Raw genomic sequence first — 14,437 nt, 5'->3', positions numbered from 1 at the left:
TGATCTGGGTCCCGCAGTGCCGTCGGTACTGCTCATCGCTGTGTGTCCTCCCCGAGGGCCTCGGCGAGGCCCTCGACGGTGGGGTTCCTGAAGACCAGGACCGGCGGGACCCGGCGCCCGAGTCGTTCGCTGAGCCGGCCCGCGACCGTGGTGATGGTCAACGAGGTGCCGCCGACGTCGAAGAAGTCGTCCTGTGGCCCGAAGTCCTCCTCGACGCCCAGGCACTCCCGCCACACTTCGGCGACCAGGAGCTGCTGCTTGGTGACGGCCCGGCGGGTGGCCGGGGCAGGGGCGGACACCGTCAATGGGTCGGGCAGTGCGCCCCGGTCGACCTTGCCGTTCGGGGTGAGGGGGATCTCGTCGATCGCGGTGTAGCTCTGCGGCAGCATGTACGGCGGCAGTTGCTCCGCCAGGTGGGCGCGCAGCTCCGCCGGGTCCGGGGCGGGTCGGTCGGGGTGCTCGGGGATCAGGTAGGCCGCCAGCTGGTCCACGCCGGTGCGGGTGCGGCGCACGGCCACCACGCAGTCGGCCACGGTGGGGTGGCTCTGGAGTGCGGACTCGATCTCGCCGAGCTCGATGCGGAAGCCGCGCACCTTGACCTGGTGGTCGTTGCGGCCGAGGAAGACCAGATTTCCGTCGGGCAGCAGCCGGACCACGTCGCCCGTGGCGTACATACGGGCGCCGGGCTCCGCGGCGTACGGGTCGGGCAGGTACGCCCCGGCCGTGCGGGCCGGCCTGCCGAGATAGCCGCGGCCGACGGCGCTGCCGCCGACGTACAGCTCGCCGCGACAGCCCGGGGCGACCGGGCGCAGCCGTGGGTCCAGCACGTAGAGATGGGCGTTGTCGGTCGCCCGGCCGAACGGGACGCTCGGGCGATGGCTGTGCCGGTCGAGCAGCTCCTCGGTGATCGGGCAGAACGCAGAGGTGACGGTCGCTTCGGTGGGCCCGTACTCATTGAAGACCTGGCATCCCGGCGCGGTGGAGGACAGGATGCGGCGGGCCACATCGTGCGGCACGGCCTCGGCGCCCGTGAACACCAGGCGTACGGAGCCGAGTCGGGGAGCGGGATCCGTACCGGACTCCAGCAGAATCCGCATCTGCGAGGGCGTTGCGTTGAGCGTGGTGATGCCGCGCTCGGCGACCTCTCGCAGGAACTCATCGGGGTCGTAGGCGGCGGTGGGGCTCGCCAGGTGCAGTTCGGCGCCGGACACCAGGCACTGGAAGATCTCCCAGACCGAGTTGTCGAACGCCACCGAGTGGTTGAGCAGGGCCCGGTCCCGCCCGGTGAGCCGGCACAGCCGCTGGTTCCAGTCCAGGAACCCGGTGATGTTGGCGTGGGTGATCGCGACGCCCTTGGGGTTGCCGGTCGAGCCGGACGTGTAGATCACGTAGGCGAGGTGGTGCGGTTGTGCCTCCTCCGCCGGGCCCGGGTCCGCCCCGGGTTCCTGGTCCACCGCCACGAGCCGCACGCCGTCGCCGAACAGGGCCGAGGCGGGGTGCGCCGGGTCCGTGACGACCAGGCGTACGCCCGAGTCGGCCAGCAGGTACTGCAGCCGGTCCGTCGGGTAGCCGGGGTCGAGTGGGACGTAGGCGCCGCCCGCCTTGAGCACGCCCAGCAGGGCGACCACCAGCTCCACCGAGCGTTCCAGGCAGACGCCGACCAGGCTTTCGGGGCGCACGCCCCCGGTCCGCAGTTCCCGGGCCAGGGCCGAGGCCCGCGCGTCGGTCTCGGCGAACGTCAGCGACCGGCCGTCGCCCACGACGCAGATCGCGTCCGGGGTGGTCCGCACCTGGCGGTCCCACAGGCGGACCAGGGTGGTCGGCTCGGGCATTGGCTCGGCCCGGTGGCCGATGGAGAGGGCACGAAGCTCATCGGCCGAGACGATCTCCAGCTCGGACAGTCGGGCCGTGGCGCCGGACACCATCTGCTCGATCACCCGCAGGAAGTGCCGGCCGAGGCCCCGGACGAAGTCGGCTTCGAACAGGTCGGTGGCGTACTCGATGGAGATGCTGAGGTCACCGGCTCCGGCGGCGTGGTCCGTCACGTCGAGGGCGAGGTCGAAGCGGGCTGTGCCGAGCCGTCCTTCCAGCTCCTTGCGGTCGTACAGCTCGGTGACGTGACCGGCCGCCGGCTCCTCGTGCAGGGCGAACAGCACCTGGAAGAGCGGGTTACGGCTCAGGTCGCGCTCCGGGCTCAGCTGCGCCACCAGCTTCTCGAAGGGCAGCTCCTGGTGCGCGTACGCCTGCCGCGCGACCTCGCGGACGCGGCCCAGCAGCTCGCGCCACGTCGGGTCGCCCGACAGGTCGGTGCGCAGGACGACGGTGTTCACGAAGTAGCCGACCACATCGTCGAGTTCTGGGCGCGGCCGGCCGCCTGCCAGGGTGCCGACGGCGACATCGCTCTCGTCGGCGTACCGGCCGAGCAGCACCTGCAACGGGGCCAGCAGGCCCATGAACAAAGTGACGCCCTCGGCCCGGCACAGCCTGCGCAGCCGGTGCGTCAAGTCGCCAGGGATGCGCAGCAGTTCGCGGCGGCCGCGGTGACTCGCGACGGCCGGCCGGGGTCGGCTGGTCGGCAGCTCCAGGACGGGCACGCCGGACAGCCGGGTGCGCCAGTGGTCGAGCAGCCGCTCCAGTTCGGCGCCGGTGAGTCGCTCGCGCTGCCAGGCCGCGTAGTCGGCGTACGTCACAGGCAGGGGTGCCGGGGCGGGGCGGCGGCCGGCGGTGAGCTCCGTGTAGAGCTCGCCCAGTTCACGCACCATCAGGTCGACCGATGCGCCGTCGCATGCTATGTGATGAATCGTCAGCAACGTGATGTCACGGCTCGGGGTGCGCAGCACGTCCGCGCGCAGCAGCGGTGGGCGGTCAAGGGCGAAGGGGGCGCGGACCCGCTCGGTCATCAGCGCGTCCAGGTCCTCCTCGGCGACCTCGGTGCAGCGCAGCGGCAGCGGTCCCGGCTCGCGCAGTTCGGGGCGGACCCGGCCGTCGACGGCGACGAGCGCCGTGCGCAGCGCCGGGTGCCGGTGCACCAGCGCGGACAGGCAGTCCTGCAGCAGCGTCAGGTCGACGCGCCCGCCGGGCAGGCCCAGGGCGACCGGCAGGTGGTAGGCGGGCACTGCGTCGTTCAGCTGCTCGAAGAACCAGATCCGTTCCTGGCCGAAGGAGAGTTCGGCGGTCGCGGCCGCGGGGATCGGCTCGTCGTCCGAGGGCGCCACGCCGTCCAGGGCGGCAGCGAGCGCGGCGGGTGTCGGATGCGCGAAGACCGACTGGGCGTCGACCGGCACGCCGAGCTCCGTACGCAGCCGGGCCACGACCCGTATCGCGGTGAGCGACTGACCGCCCAGGCCGAAGAAGTCGTCGTACGGGGACACGTCGTCGAGCCCGAGAACCTCGGACCACACGCGGCGCACCGCCGCGGTGTGCGGCGGCAGCGGGGCGTCGTCGGGCATCGGCCCGCTCGCCCGGACCGGGCTGTGCGCGATCCGCTGCACGGCGCCGCGGTCGGTCTTGCCCGCAGGGGTGCGGGGCAGGGCGTCGAGCACTGCGTAGCCCTGGGCCACCATGTGGGCGGGCAGCCGCTGCGCGAGGTGGTCACGGACCTGGCGGGGCAGATCCTCGGATGCGTTCCGCGCGTCGTGCGCGGGCACGAGGTACGCCACCAACTGGTCGCCGCCGGCTGCCTCGCGGTCGACGACCACCACCGCGTCCGTGACGAGGGGGTGGCTGCGCACACAGGCCTCGATCTCGCCGAGCTCGATGCGAAAGCCGCGCACCTTGACCTGGTGGTCATTGCGCCCCAGCACCTCCAGAATGCCGTCGGCGGACCAGCGGGCGAGGTCGCCGGTCCGGTACAGGCGCCCGGAGGCGTCCCCGAACGGGTCGGGCACGAACCGGTCGGCGGTCAGCGCGGGCCGGTTGAGGTAGCCGCGCGCCACGCCCGCGCCGCCGATCCACAGCTCGCCGGTGACTCCCGGGCCGACCTCCCGCCCGCCCTCGTCGACGACGTGCAGCCGGGTGTTGGACAGGGCCGTGCCGACCGTGACCCGGTCGGCCACAGCATCGATGCGGGCGGCGGTGGCCCACACCGTCGCCTCGGTCGGCCCGTACAGGTTCCACAGGGTGCCGCCGGTGGCGAGCAGGTCGCGGGCCAGCTGGGGATCGAGCGGCTCACCGCCCGACAGCAGTACCCGGCCGTGCCCGTCCGTCCAGCCGGACGCCAGCAGCATCCGCCAGGTGGTGGGGGTCGCCTGGACGACGCTCACACCCGCCTCGGCGATGGTGGCGGCCAGCAGCTCGGGGTCGGTGTTGGCGGCGCGCGGGGCCATCACCGCCGTCGCTCCCCGGGTCAGCGGCAGGAACAGCTCCAGTATCGAGATGTCGAACGACAGCGGGGTCAGCGCGAGGACCCGGTCGTCCGCCCCGAGGCCGGGGCGTTCGGCCGCACTCCGTAGGAACGAGGCGATCGCCGCGTGGTCGACGGCCACGCCCTTGGGCAGGCCGGTCGAACCGGAGGTGTAGATGACGTAAGCCAGGTGGTGCGGGTGCACCACCGGGGCCACCGGTGCGGCAGGTTCCGCGGGGAGGTCCTCGACCAGCAGGACGTCGGCCGCGCCGGACGCCAGGGCATGCGCGCGGTGGTCCGCGTCGCACAGCCACAGCCCGGCCCCCGAGTCGGTGGTCATGTGCCGCAGCCGGTCGGCCGGGTAGCTCGGGTCGAGGGGCAGATACGCGGCGCCCGACTTCAGGATGCCCAGCAGGGCCACGACCATCTCGACCGAGCGGCCGAGACAGACGCCGACCAGGTTCTCCGGTCCGATGCCGCGTGCCTGCAGCTCGGCGGCGAGTGCCGTGGCCCGGCGGTCGACGTCGGCGTAGGTGGCGCGGTGTGCTCCCGCGACGACGGCGACCGCGTCGGGCGTCGCGGCTGCCTGCTGCTCCCACAGTGCGACGAGGGTGGTCGGCGCCATGAACGATCCTTTCTCAGCCCCGTGCGGGGAAGGTGCGCATGATCGTCTCTGCCAGCTGTCGTTCCGCGCCGCGCACATACAGGTGGGGGGCACCCGGGAACAGGTGCAGTTCGAAGTTGGCGGAGGTGTGCTTGTGCCAGTCGGCGAGCTCAGACCCGTCGACGCTGTCGTCGTACGCGCCGGCCAGAACGGTCAGGGGGCAGGGCAGGGGTGCCTCGGCCCGGTGCGTGTACGTCTCGCACAGCGTCAGGTCCGCGCGCAGCAGCGGCAGCAGCAGCTCCTGCAACTCGGCATCCACGCCGTCGAATTCGGCTGTGGCGAGCAGCTTGTCGTCCGGCAGTGTGTGCCGCGAGTCGCGGTCCGGCAAGCCGGGGGCGCGCATGCCCGACAGGAACAGGCGGTCGGGCAGGCGCCTGCCGAGTGCACGTAGCCGCCGGGCCGTCTCGAAGGCGATCAGGGAGCCCATGCTGTGCCCGAAGAAGGCGTACGGCAGGTCCGTGTGGTCCGCGATGAGCGGCGCGAGCGCGGCCACGGCGTCGTCCAGGGACGTCAGGGCCGGTTCGGCGAACCGGTTCTCCCGGCCGGGCAACTGGACCGTGCAGACTTCGACGGTGTCCGGCAGGTACGCCGCCAGCCGGTAGGCGGAGGCGCCTGCTCCTGCGTGCGGGAAGACGAACAGGCGCCGCCGCGCGGTGAGTTCGCGGGTGCCGAGCCCGCGCAGCCAGACCTGGGCGAGGGCGGCGGCCGTCATCGAGATGCTCGCACGGAGCGCGGGGTCAGGTCGGTCCACACCTGCTCGATGTGGTCCAGGCACTCCTGGCGGGTGCCCTGCGCGCCGGTGGCGGTCCAGCCGGCGGGCAGGGCACGGTCGGCGAACCAGACCGAGTACTGCTCCTCGTGGTTCACCACGACGACGTACCGGTCCCCGGCGGGGCGAGGGGCGGGTGAGGTGCTCATGCGTCAGACCCCCACCCCGGTGAAGAAGTCGCTCTCGCGGCGGCCCCGGCCCGCCGCGACGACCCGGTCGTGCACCCACTTGCCGACGGCGAGGTCGAGTACACCGAGTCCGAACGGAGAGAAGATCGCCGGGCGTCCGTGGTGCCGGTGCAGCCGCCCGCGCAGCAGGTCGCCGAGGGTGCCGTCGATGAAGTCCCGGTTGCCGGTGCGCTGTTCGGTCAGGTGCAGCGAAGTGCGCTCGCGTACGGCGTGGTCGACGTCGTCGGTGAAGTTCTGGGCGGCGAGGATCATCTCGGGGGCGAGGTCGCGCAGGGACAGGTGCAGTACCACCGGGTTGTGCGCCAGCAGCTGGGGGTCGTGCAGGTGCGGTTCGCCGGCCACTGTGGTCAGCACCACCAGGTCGCAGTCGGTGAACGCGTCCTCCACCGTGTCCGCGACCACGATCTCGGCCTCGGTGTGCTCGGCCATGGCGGCGCTGAAGCGGCCCGCCGCCGCCGGGTCGAGGTCGAAGAGCCGGAAGCCGTCGATCTCCCAGTCGAGATCACGCAGGAACCGCCATACGTGCTGGGCGATCAGACCTGTGCCCACGATGCCGACTCGGCGGGCACGGCGCTCGCCGAGCAGCGTCTGCGCGCCGAGCACCGCGGAGGCCGCGGTCCGCGTCGCCGAGACGATCGAGGACTCCATGCAGGCGAACGGGTAGCCGGTGACGCAGTCGTTGAGGATCAGTGTGGCCGAGGCGCGGGGGATTCCGTGCTGTGTGTTGTCCGGAAAGCTGGCGATCCACTTGTTGCCGGCGACCTCGAACTCGCCGCCCAGATAGGCGGGCAGGGAGATGATGCGCGACCGGTTCTGGTGCGGGAAGCGCAGGAACGAGCTGTGTGGGTTCGAGCTCTGTCCGGCGTCGTGCGCGAGGTAGGCGGCACGCACGACCTCGATGAGCTCCGGACGGTGACGGTCCGTCTCGGCGGCGACGTCGCCCGCACCGATCACGGTCATGGGCGGTGGGGCCAGGGTGGACACGGGGTGGTTCTCCTTCAGTTGACGGCCAGAGTCTCGACGCGGGCGGGCTCTACCGCTTCCGCGCGCAGCTGCTGGAACCACGTGGGGTCGTAGACGGTCTGGGCGTAGGCATGGCCGCGGTCGGCGGCGATGAAGGCGACCCGGGGACGGTGTGCGCCGGGACGGTGACGAGCGAAGTAGTCCTGGACGGCGGCATAGGTGCTGCCGGTCGAACCGCCCGCGTACAAGCCGTACTTGGCGGCCAGGGCGCCGCAGGCGTCGACGGCACGCACCTCGGAGACGATCTCCACCTCGTCGATCAGCGCCTGATCGCACAGCGGCGGCACGATGCTGGAGCCGATGCCGGGGATCCGCCGCTTCTTCGGCGGGCCTCCGAAGATCACCGAGCCCTCGGTGTCGACAGCGACGACCACGCAGCCCGGGTACGTTTCCTTGATCCGATGGGAGAGCCCGGCGATTGTGCCGCCCGTTCCCACGCCGACGAAGAGGTAGTCGAGCGGGCCGGCCTGCGCGATCAACTCGCCTGCGGTGAAGCGGTAATGCGCGTCGCGGGCATCCGGATTGGCGTACTGGTTGGGCCAATAGGCCGAGTCGAGTTCAACCAGCAGTTCCTGCACCCGGGACAGCCGATTCTTCAGGTAGCTGCCCGTCCCATCACGGATGGATACTTTCTCCACCCGCTCGCACAGTAGCCGGAGTTGGGCTTCGGTGGCCTCGTTGCAGTTCGGATCGATGACCGGGACGAACGAGATGCCGAGCATTCGGCAGTAGAAAGCCAGGGCCAGCGCGAAGTTGCCGGACGACGACTCGACCACCGTGGTGTCGTGCACTATCTCCCCGCGACCGATTGCCTGTTCCAGAATCCACAGTGCCGAACGGTCTTTGCTGCTTCCAGTGGGATTGCAGAATTCCAGCTTGGCGACGATGTCGCACTGCTCGTCCTCCAGGGGAATCAGCGGGGTTCCCATAAGACCCTGGCGAATTTGCCTTGTCCGTTCGATCAGAGATTGATCAGCACGCCTGTGGAGCATGCGGCGAGTGTGGCACGAGGTCGGTCGAGGCGGCTCAACCACGACTCAAGTGCGATGCGACAAAGGCTTGGTGGGGAAAGCAGCCGCAGACCCGGTCCGGCCGCCCGGTGCGCACGCAGCAGGGGTGCGACCAGGTCCCAGCCTGGACGGAGTGGCGCGGACTCCTGCGCATCGTGCCGAGGTGTGGGCAGGTGCCTTTGGGGTGGCGACCCACTCGCGGAAGGAACTGCCACGGCCCTCCGGACGCCTGGCCGAGCTCGGCGCCTCCCGCAGTGTGACCGCGTGCTCCGGCAGGCATTGGCGATGTGTCTGCGACAGCGTGGAATTCACCGTCCCCAGGGTCGGACCGTGAATTATGCGGCGCCTTCCCCAGCAGACGTCATGTCCCCATTGTGCCGCACGAGCGTTCAAGCCCCCGCGCGCTTCCAAGGAGCATGCTGGACACCAGCGCCTCAACCAGTGAAGGAACGACAGGAATGACCGATAACGTCTCAGCAGCACCGACGAGCCTCGACGGGACGGAGAAGGTCCGCCTGGCGGTTTACCACGGATTCGCGCGTACCGGACATGCTCCGAGCGTGCCGGAAATCGCCGCCCTCACCGGAATCGCCCCCGACCAGGTGCGTCAAGAACTGCGCACCCTTCACTCACATCATGATGTGGTCCTGGACCCGCAGGACAACGACCAGGTCGTGATGGCCCACCCCTTCGCGTCCGTGCCGCTCGGCTTCTCCGTCATGGGCGCACACACACTGTGGTGGGGCGGTTGCGCCTGGGACTCGTTCGCCATGCCCCACCTGCTCCAGGACGAACCCGACGTCCTGGTCGCCACCCGCTGCCCGGCCTGCGACAACCCGCACGCCTGGGTGGTCGGCCGAGAGGCACCCCCGAAGGGCGACCAGGTGGCCCACTTCCTCACCCCCATGCACCGGGCCTGGGACAACGTCGTGCACACCTGCGCCAACCAGCGCATGTTCTGCTCCACCGACTGCGTCGACACCTGGCTGCAGCAGACGGGCCAGGAGCGTGGCTACGTCATGGATCTGGCGACCCTGTGGCGCTTCGCCAGTGATTGGTACACCGGACGCCTGGAGCCGGGCTACACGCGCCGCGACCCCGCCACCGCCTCCGCCTACTTCGCGGAGGTGGACCTGCACGGCGCTTTCTGGGGGCTGCCTGACTGAGGTCTGGCTCCTCCCGTGAGCCCAGCGGTTCACCAGCCTGGTGACGGCGGGCCGGCGGTAGCCAACGGTGATGAAGTGCTGGCGCAGGTGCCGTGCCGCAGCGCAGCCTCGGTCTCTACCAAGGATGAAAACGCTCAGCCATGCCGACCGACCCTGGTGATGAGTTGTCGCGCCCGCACCCGTCATACCTACGACGGGACACGACGAGACGGAAGGATGACGTGATGAGTGCGGACACGCGGCTGGAGGAGCTGGGCGGGAGCGGTCTGGGCGAGGTCGACGAGCCGGCGTTCTCGGGGCTGGTGGAGCGGCACCGGCGGGAGCTGCACGTGCACTGCTACCGGATGCTCGGGTCGTTCGAGGACGCCGAGGACACCGTGCAGGAGACGTTCCTCCGTGCCTGGCGGCGGCGGGAGACCTTCGAGGGGCGGTCGACGTTCCGGGCCTGGCTGTACCGGATCGCCACCAACGCCTGTCTGGACCTGCTCGCCAAGCGCCGCCCGGAGCCCGCGACCGGCGGCGAGGTGCTGTGGCTGCAGCCCTACCCGGACCGGCTGCTCGACGAGCTGCCCGCGGGAGACGCGGACGAGCCGGAGACCGTCGCCGTCGCGCGGGAGACGATCGAGCTGGCGTATCTGGTCGCGGTCCAGCACCTCGCGCCGCGCCCGCGGGCCGTGCTGATCCTGCGGGACGTGGTCGGCTGGCCGGCGAAGGATGTCGCAGAGCTCCTGGGGGACTCCGTCAACTCCGTGAACAGCGCGCTGCAGCGGGCCCGCGCCGGCATGCGGGAGCACCTGCCCGCCGAGCGGCAGGACTGGACCGGCGGCGAACAGGACGCAGGGACGCGCGAGCTGGTGCGCCGCTATACCGACGCGAGCGTGGCCACGGACGTCGACGGGATCGCCGCACTGCTGCGGGACGACGTCCGCTGCTCGATGCCGCCCACGCCGGGCCTGTACGTCGGCCGCGACGCGGTGGTGAACGACTGGGTCGAGAGCGGCTTCGAGGACCTGGGGCGACTGCGCTGTGTCCTGACCTCGGTCAACCGGCAGCCCGCCGTCGCCTTCTACCTCTGGCGGAAGCAGGAGGACGCGTACCTGCCGCTGACGATCGACGTCCTGCGCATCACCGGCGGGGCGATCACCGAGATCGTCACATTCCACGACGACCAGTTCCCGCGGCTCGGGCTGCCGGAGCGCCTGCCGGCGGACGGCACGGAGTAGTCCCGGTCCCAAGGCCAGGACTTTCGCATGCCAGTCACCACACCCGTACGCCAGTTGGCGAATGATGGAGGAACGACATGAACAGCATGAATGGCACCGGGATCGTCGCAGGTCCGGCATCGGACAAGACCAGCCACACCCACCGGCTCCGCAGGCTCGCCGGCACCGGCTTCATTGCCACGCTCGCAGCGATCGTGGCCACCACCCTCGCCGCTGCGCTTGCCCAGGCCGTTGGCGTCGACTTCGAGGTCCCCGACGGTGGCGAGACGATCCCGTTGTCCGGGTTCGCCGTGGTGACCGGCTTCTTCTCGGTCGTGGGAATCGTCATTGCCGTCGCCCTTCTCCGTTGGAGCGCTCGCCCCGCCAAGCGATTCGTATGGACGGCAGTGTCGCTGACCGCGATCTCGTTGGTCCCGCCTCTCCTCTCCGGGGCAGACACCGCCACCACCACCGCCCTCCTCGGACTACACCTCGTCGCTGCGACGGTGATGATCCCCACCCTGGCGCGGAGCCTCCGCACCCGGACCGATTGACGATCCCCCGCCATCGCGCGCAGATACGCCTGCGGGAGGCGGCCACGCCGTACCCGGCGGGGCAGGGAGCGCTGTTTGCGATCTTCATCCAACCTCGCCCGATTCCCAACGGCTTGACGTATTCCGATATGGGAATATGATGGCTGTCATGGCACGAGCAGCGACGACGTCGGACGCGTTCAACGCGATCGCCGAGCCGCAGCGCCGGGACATCCTGGCGCTGCTGCGGGCGGGTGAGCGGCCGGTGACCGACGTGGCCCAGGAGCTGGGCATGAGCCAGCCGGGGGCGTCCAAGCACCTGCGGGTGCTCCGGGAGGTGGGGCTGGTGCGGGTCCGTGGGGCGGGCAAGCAGCGCCTCTACGGCCTGGACGCCCGCGGGCTGCGGCCGGTCCACGAGTGGGTCGGCGGATTCGAGCGGTTCTGGAACGAGAGTTTCGACCGGCTGGACACCTACGTGCTGGACCTCAAGCAGACACGGCAGGAGGAATGACCGATGGCAGGGGCAAGGCAGGAATCGCGGGCGGAGCCGGCGACGGCCGACCGGGAGATCGTGATCTCCCGGGTCATCGACGCCCCGCGGGAGCTGCTGTTCGAGGCGTTCACCGAGGTCCGGCACCTGTCGCGGTGGTGGGGTCCGGACGGGTTCACCACCACCACGCGGTCCTTCGAGTTCCGCGAGGGCGGGGTGTGGGACTTCGTGCTGCACGGGCCGGACGGGACCGACTACCCCGAGTGGATCCGCTGGCTGCGGATCGCCCCGCCGGAGCGGATCGCGCTGCTGCACGGTGAGTCCCGCGACGACCCGAACGCCTTCGAGTCGGTCCTGACCTTCGCGCCGGACGGCGCGGCGACCCGGATCGTGATGCGCACGGTGTTCCCCACCAAGGAACTGCGCGACGAGGCGGTCGTGAAGTACCACGCGATCGAGGGCGGCCGGCAGACCCTGAGCAGCCTGGCGGACTATGTCACCGACCTCGCGCGGAAGGGGGCGGAGGGCTGATGGCGGGGAAGGTGTTCTTCAGCGTGACGATGTCGCTGGACGGCTTCATCGCGCCCGAGTCCGTGCCCGTTGAAGACGAGCTCTTCGCGCCCGACAAGCAGGACGACCCGGACGTTCAGCGCTGGATGGCGCAGTGGGCGGAGCTGCAGCAGTGGCTGTTCCCGCTGCGGTTCATCCGGGAGAACCTGAAGCTGGGCGAGGGCGGCGAGGAGGGCCGCGACAACGACGTAGTGCGGGAGACGTTCGAGCGCACCGGCGCGAGCGTCATGGGCAGGCGCATGTTCGACCTCGGCGAGCAGTCATGGCCGCAGGAGGCGCCCTTCCACACCCCGGTCTTCGTCGTGACGCACACCAAGCGTGACCCGTGGGAGCGGCCCGGCGGCACCACGTTCCACTTCGTCGACGACGGCATCGAGAACGCCCTCGACCAGGCCCGCGAGGCCGCCGGCGACCGCGACGTCCGCATCGCCGGCGGCGGTGCGACGATCCTGGAGTACCTGAACGCCGGCCTGGTCGACGAGTTCTCGATCACGCTGTCACCGGTGCTTTTCGGCGCCGGTACCCGCCTATTCGACGGCGTGGACGCTTCCAGGGTCGCGCTGGAGCCGATCCGTTCGGAGCCGTCGTCGCGGGTGACGCACCTGACCTACGCCGTGCACCCACGGTAGCCGCGCCGGCCCCGCGGCCGGCCCCTCGCGGCTTCGTCGTCACGGCTCGCTCCGCGACGGCATCCGGATGCTGACCCGATGGGCGGCCTGCCGACAGGCGGGACGGCAAGCTGTGGGCGCGAGCCCGCGAGGAGGCGCTCACCCTCGGCGAGCACGCCGTCATGCCGGCGAAGCGGCTCTACGAGCTTCGCCACGGCGGCGTGAGTGAGTGACACGAAGGGCGTCCGAGGGCATGAGGCCAGGTCAGACGCCCTTCTCGTGCGTCTAGAAGAAGCCCAGCTTCTTCGGGGAGTACGACACCAGCAGGTTCTTCGTCTGCTGGTAGTGCTCCAGCATCATCTTGTGGTTCTCGCGGCCGATCCCCGACTGCTTGTAGCCGCCGAACGCCGCATGCGCCGGATATGCGTGGTAGCAGTTCGTCCAGACCCGGCCCGCCTGGATGGCCCGGCCCGCTCGGTAGGCCGTGTTGATGTCACGCGTCCAGACGCCCGCGCCGAGCCCGTACAGCGTGTCGTTCGCCGTTTTGATCGCGTCGTCGAAGTCCGAGAAGGATGTGACGGCGACGACCGGGCCGAAGATCTCCTCCTGGAAGACCCGCATGCGGTTGTCGCCCTCGAAGATCGTGGGCTGGACGTAGTAGCCTCCGGCCAACTCGCCGTCGTGCTCGATGCGCTGACCGCCCGTCAGGATCTTCGCGCCCTCCTGCTGGCCGATGTCCAGATACGAAAGGATCTTCTCGAGCTGGTCGTTGGACGCCTGCGCGCCGATCATTGTGTCGGTGTCCAGGGGGTGGCCCGGCGCGATCTTCTCCGTGCGGGCGATGCCCGCCTCCAGGAATTCGCCGTAGTGGCCCCGCTGGATCAGCGCCCGCGACGGGCACGTGCACACTTCGCCCTGGTTGAGGGCGAACATGGTGAAGCCTTCGAGCGCCTTGTCGCGGAAGTCGTCGTCGGCCGCCCAGACGTCGTCGAAGAAGATGTTCGGCGACTTGCCGCCGAGCTCCAGGGTGACCGGCCTGATGTTCTCGGAGGCGTACTGCATGATCAGCCGCCCCGTCGTGGTCTCGCCGGTGAACGCGATCTTCGCCACGCGTGGGCTGGAGGCGAGCGGCTTGCCCGCCTCCACTCCGAAGCCGTTGACGATGTTGACGACTCCCGGCGGCAGCAGATCGGCCACCAGGCTCAGCCAGAAGTGGATGGAGGCCGGGGTCTGTTCGGCGGGTTTGAGCACCACCGCGTTGCCCGCCGCCAGTGCGGGCGCCAGCTTCCACACCGCCATCAGGATCGGGAAGTTCCAGGGAATGATCTGGCCGACCACGCCCAGCGGCTCGTGGAAGTGGTACGCGATCGTGTCGTCGTCGACCTCGCTGAGCGAGCCTTCCTGGGCGCGCAGCGCGCCCGCGAAGTAGCGGAAGTGGTCGATGGCGAGCGGGATGTCGGCGGCCAGGGTCTCGCGGACCGGCTTGCCGTTCTCCCAGCTTTCGGCGACCGCCAGTTCCTCCAGATGAGCCTCCATCCGGTCGGCGATCTTCAGCAGGACGGCCGAGCGGTCGCCCGCCGACGTCCGGCCCCAGGCGGGGGCCGCCGCGTGCGCCGCGTCCAGGGCGCGTTCGATGTCCTCGGCGGTGCCGCGCGCGATCTCGGTGAAGGGGCGGCCGTTGACCGGGCTCGGGTTCTCGAAGTACTGGCCGCGGGCCGGTGCGACGTACTCGCCGCCGATCCAGTGGTCGTAGCGGGACTGGTACGAGACGATCGCGCCGTCGCTGCCCGGCGCTGCGTATCGGGTCATCTCCAAGGCCTCCCGGTGAGGGTGCCGCCCGCCTTTGGACGGCGCTCGCCGCGAGGCTAGGGA

Annotated in this window: 12 protein-coding genes; 6 read left to right on the top strand and 6 right to left on the bottom strand. The window is 70.5% G+C overall.

The features are described 5' to 3' along the window. Nucleotides 1–32 precede the first annotated feature (32 nt). The 5 genes from OHA61_RS03525 to sbnA are packed head-to-tail and all read right to left on the bottom strand — an operon-like array spanning nt 33 to nt 7,978. A complete protein-coding gene (locus OHA61_RS03525; protein WP_406301636.1) occupies nt 33–4,967 on the bottom strand; it encodes an amino acid adenylation domain-containing protein in 4,935 nt (1,644 codons plus the stop codon). A gap of 13 nt (nt 4,968–4,980) precedes the next feature. Beyond that, on the bottom strand, nt 4,981–5,757 hold the full coding sequence (locus OHA61_RS03520; RefSeq protein ID WP_406301635.1) for a thioesterase II family protein: 777 nt from the start codon (nt 5,755–5,757) through the stop codon (nt 4,981–4,983). Then, on the bottom strand, nt 5,715–5,924 hold the full coding sequence (locus tag OHA61_RS03515) for an MbtH family protein (RefSeq protein ID WP_389372679.1): 210 nt from the start codon (nt 5,922–5,924) through the stop codon (nt 5,715–5,717). Before OHA61_RS03515 ends, OHA61_RS03520 begins: the two co-directional genes overlap by 43 nt. A gap of 3 nt (nt 5,925–5,927) precedes the next feature. After that, complete coding sequence (gene sbnB, locus OHA61_RS03510; protein WP_406307267.1) at nt 5,928–6,923, bottom strand: 2,3-diaminopropionate biosynthesis protein SbnB; 996 nt, start codon at nt 6,921–6,923, stop codon at nt 5,928–5,930. A gap of 38 nt (nt 6,924–6,961) precedes the next feature. Next, entirely contained in the window at nt 6,962–7,978 is a 1,017-nt protein-coding gene (gene sbnA / locus OHA61_RS03505) for a 2,3-diaminopropionate biosynthesis protein SbnA (protein WP_406301634.1), read from the bottom strand. 476 nt (nt 7,979–8,454) lie between these two features. Here sbnA and merB point away from each other — a divergent pair, with 476 nt between their 5' ends. From merB to OHA61_RS03475, 6 genes are all read left to right on the top strand, one after another. Further along, nucleotides 8,455–9,162, top strand: a complete 708-nt coding sequence (merB, locus tag OHA61_RS03500; protein WP_406301633.1) for an organomercurial lyase — start codon at nt 8,455–8,457, stop codon at nt 9,160–9,162. A 224-nt stretch (nt 9,163–9,386) separates the two neighbouring features. Next, nucleotides 9,387–10,385, top strand: a complete 999-nt coding sequence (locus OHA61_RS03495) for an RNA polymerase subunit sigma-70 (RefSeq protein WP_406301632.1) — start codon at nt 9,387–9,389, stop codon at nt 10,383–10,385. Nucleotides 10,386–10,462: 77 nt separating this feature from the next. Beyond that, on the top strand, nt 10,463–10,918 hold the full coding sequence (locus tag OHA61_RS03490) for a DUF6069 family protein (RefSeq protein ID WP_406301631.1): 456 nt from the start codon (nt 10,463–10,465) through the stop codon (nt 10,916–10,918). A gap of 148 nt (nt 10,919–11,066) precedes the next feature. Beyond that, nucleotides 11,067–11,408: an ArsR/SmtB family transcription factor gene (locus OHA61_RS03485; RefSeq protein ID WP_406301630.1), complete on the top strand. Its 342-nt coding sequence runs from the start codon at nt 11,067–11,069 to the stop codon at nt 11,406–11,408. Between the two features lie 3 nt (nt 11,409–11,411). Next, nucleotides 11,412–11,918: an SRPBCC family protein gene (locus OHA61_RS03480; RefSeq protein ID WP_406301629.1), complete on the top strand. Its 507-nt coding sequence runs from the start codon at nt 11,412–11,414 to the stop codon at nt 11,916–11,918. Then, nucleotides 11,918–12,586 carry a dihydrofolate reductase family protein gene (locus OHA61_RS03475; protein ID WP_406301628.1) on the top strand — a complete coding sequence of 223 codons (669 nt, stop codon included), beginning with the start codon at nt 11,918–11,920 and terminating at the stop codon, nt 12,584–12,586. Before OHA61_RS03480 ends, OHA61_RS03475 begins: the two co-directional genes overlap by 1 nt. 264 nt (nt 12,587–12,850) lie before the next feature. Here OHA61_RS03475 and OHA61_RS03470 read toward each other — a convergent pair whose 3' ends face one another. Continuing rightward, the gene (locus tag OHA61_RS03470; RefSeq protein ID WP_406301627.1) at nt 12,851–14,374 is read right to left on the bottom strand and encodes an aldehyde dehydrogenase family protein; all 1,524 of its coding nucleotides are present in this window, start codon (nt 14,372–14,374) and stop codon (nt 12,851–12,853) included. Nucleotides 14,375–14,437: the final 63 nt, after the last annotated feature.

Origin of the sequence: Streptomyces sp. NBC_00885 (genome assembly GCF_045207475.1) — a bacterium.
Classification (GTDB): domain Bacteria; phylum Actinomycetota; class Actinomycetes; order Streptomycetales; family Streptomycetaceae; genus Streptomyces.
The sequence above is the reverse complement of the archived record's forward strand: the minus strand, read 5'-3'. Positions and strand labels throughout refer to the sequence as shown.

Coding starts and splice junctions, on each gene's coding strand:
- sbnB (WP_406307267.1), bottom strand. CDS start 6,923: ATGACCGTGATCGGTGCGGGCGACGTCGCCGCCGAGACGGACCGTCAC.
- OHA61_RS03490 (WP_406301631.1), top strand. CDS start 10,463: ATGAACAGCATGAATGGCACCGGGATCGTCGCAGGTCCGGCATCGGAC.
- OHA61_RS03515 (WP_389372679.1), bottom strand. CDS start 5,924: ATGAGCACCTCACCCGCCCCTCGCCCCGCCGGGGACCGGTACGTCGTC.
- merB (WP_406301633.1), top strand. CDS start 8,455: ATGACCGATAACGTCTCAGCAGCACCGACGAGCCTCGACGGGACGGAG.
- OHA61_RS03485 (WP_406301630.1), top strand. CDS start 11,067: ATGGCACGAGCAGCGACGACGTCGGACGCGTTCAACGCGATCGCCGAG.
- OHA61_RS03475 (WP_406301628.1), top strand. CDS start 11,918: ATGGCGGGGAAGGTGTTCTTCAGCGTGACGATGTCGCTGGACGGCTTC.
- OHA61_RS03495 (WP_406301632.1), top strand. CDS start 9,387: ATGAGTGCGGACACGCGGCTGGAGGAGCTGGGCGGGAGCGGTCTGGGC.
- OHA61_RS03480 (WP_406301629.1), top strand. CDS start 11,412: ATGGCAGGGGCAAGGCAGGAATCGCGGGCGGAGCCGGCGACGGCCGAC.
- OHA61_RS03525 (WP_406301636.1), bottom strand. CDS start 4,967: ATGGCGCCGACCACCCTCGTCGCACTGTGGGAGCAGCAGGCAGCCGCG.
- OHA61_RS03470 (WP_406301627.1), bottom strand. CDS start 14,374: ATGACCCGATACGCAGCGCCGGGCAGCGACGGCGCGATCGTCTCGTAC.
- sbnA (WP_406301634.1), bottom strand. CDS start 7,978: ATGCTCCACAGGCGTGCTGATCAATCTCTGATCGAACGGACAAGGCAA.